Source organism: Kitasatospora sp. NPDC059812 (assembly GCF_042732075.1).
GTDB lineage: Bacteria > Actinomycetota > Actinomycetes > Streptomycetales > Streptomycetaceae > Kitasatospora.
Genome location: NZ_JBHWIO010000097.1, coordinates 32,149 through 33,846 on the forward strand (window position 1 = coordinate 32,149; position 1,698 = coordinate 33,846).

At 62.8% G+C, this 1,698-nt stretch carries 1 protein-coding gene; it reads right to left on the reverse strand.

The genetic code is table 11. The features are described 5' to 3' along the window. Nucleotides 1–1,043: reverse transcriptase domain-containing protein (locus tag ACFV6D_RS33150; protein ID WP_380562500.1), on the reverse strand; the 1,043-nt coding region annotated here is incomplete at its 3' end. Nucleotides 1,044–1,698: the final 655 nt, after the last annotated feature.

Sequence of the window (1,698 nt, forward strand, 5' to 3'; positions counted from 1 at the left end):
CTGTAGCGGCGGATGTTGAATCCGAGGAAGTCGAATCCTTCTTCCAGGTGGACGACTTGCGTCTTCTCCTCGTTGAAGGCGACTCCCCGGCTGGCCATCCACCGAGCGAGATCCTCCTTGGCCCTGTGCGCTTGTTCTTCGCTGTGACAGAACACTGCAAAGTCGTCCGCGTACCGGACCAGAATCGAGGCGTCTCGCCGAGTTGTTCCATTCTTCTCGGAGAGACAGCCTGCGGCTTCTTCCATACCGTGCAGAGCAACGTTCAACAGCAGCGGGCTGATCACGCCACCTTGAGGAGTGCCCTCAAGAGTTGGCGCGAACCGGCCGCGATCCATCACCCCGGCCCTCAGCCAGCCTCGGATGGCTTCCCTGGCAGGGAAGGTTCCCAGGCTGCTGATCAGGTGGTCGTGAGAGATCCGGTCGAAGGCCGCTGTCAGGTCGGCATCGAGCACCCACAGCCGCCGGGCGTTCTTCTTCCCTGCGGCGATGAAGATCTGCGCGATGGCGTCATGACAGCCCCGGCCCGGACGGAAGCCGTAGCTCCTGTGCTCGAACCGGGCTTCCCACTCCGGCTCCAGCGCATTTTTCACGCGGGCCTGGCGAATCCGGTCACGAATGACCGGGATTCCGAGTGGGCGCTGCTTCCCGTTGGCTTTGGGAATGTACACGCGCCGAACAGGTCTGGCGCGACCAGGCTTTGTCTCTGAAGAGATCTGTGCGGCCACCATGCCCCGCTCACGCGGAGTCAGGATGACCTCCTGGTCGATGCCGGCCGTCCGGCGGCCTTGGCTCTGCTGTGTCACCCTCTTGACGCTCACGAGCGTGTTCGAGTGCGATCGCAGCATGAGCTTCTGCAAGTTCCGGACCTTCTTGAGGTCCCCTTCCTTCGCTGCCGTGAAGATTCGCTGCCTCAGTCGCCGTACCGTCGCCTCGGTCTTGGCCCAGTCGATGCCGTGCCATGCCTGCGCGTAGTCCTCGGGTCCGTTCACGGGAGCGGGAGACCCCGACGTCACTGCCTTCGTTGCCACACCTGCCTCCGGCATCTAACTTGTCCTTCGGTTCTGGCTTCCTTGCCGTTTCACTTCACAGGTCCACCTGATCCGCGTGGGCTCCCTTTCGGGCCGGGAAACTGAGTCCCGTATCCGGCGAGTTATGCAGGGTGAGTGAGGAGGCCCACCCTGTTTTCCTCCGGGCTTTCGCCCTACCAGCATTCGCTTCTCGGATCATCCTGTCCCGCTGAAGAGTTGGGCCTTCGTTGCCTCCGGCTTACCGGCTAGTGCCGGACTCCAACGGGGTTTCCACGTTCCGCTTCGTCAAGATGCGGCCGGGTTGGGCTCCCTCTTAACCCCGGGACAATCGGTGTCCTATCCCGCATCTCCCAAGGACGCGAGACCGATCGGCGCCTTTCATCGCCAGGTCCTACCAGTCGCCGAGTACGTCGCCATCGACGCGACTTCGGAGTAACGGGACGTCATCAAGGGTTCATTTTCATTAGCCCGTCCGGCCTTCCCCTTCGCCTGTTGCCACCCGATGGCGCGGGTCGCTCTTGGGCTTAACCGGCTCGGCTTCACACCCCGCCGTTGCCAGCGACGCATGCGAGCCTGGGGACGGACCCTGGACACTGGTCCGAGACGGCCTACCTGTTCACTCCTTCCTCTTGCAGGTCGTCTGCTTGGGCGAAGCGACTTCGTGTCGCAC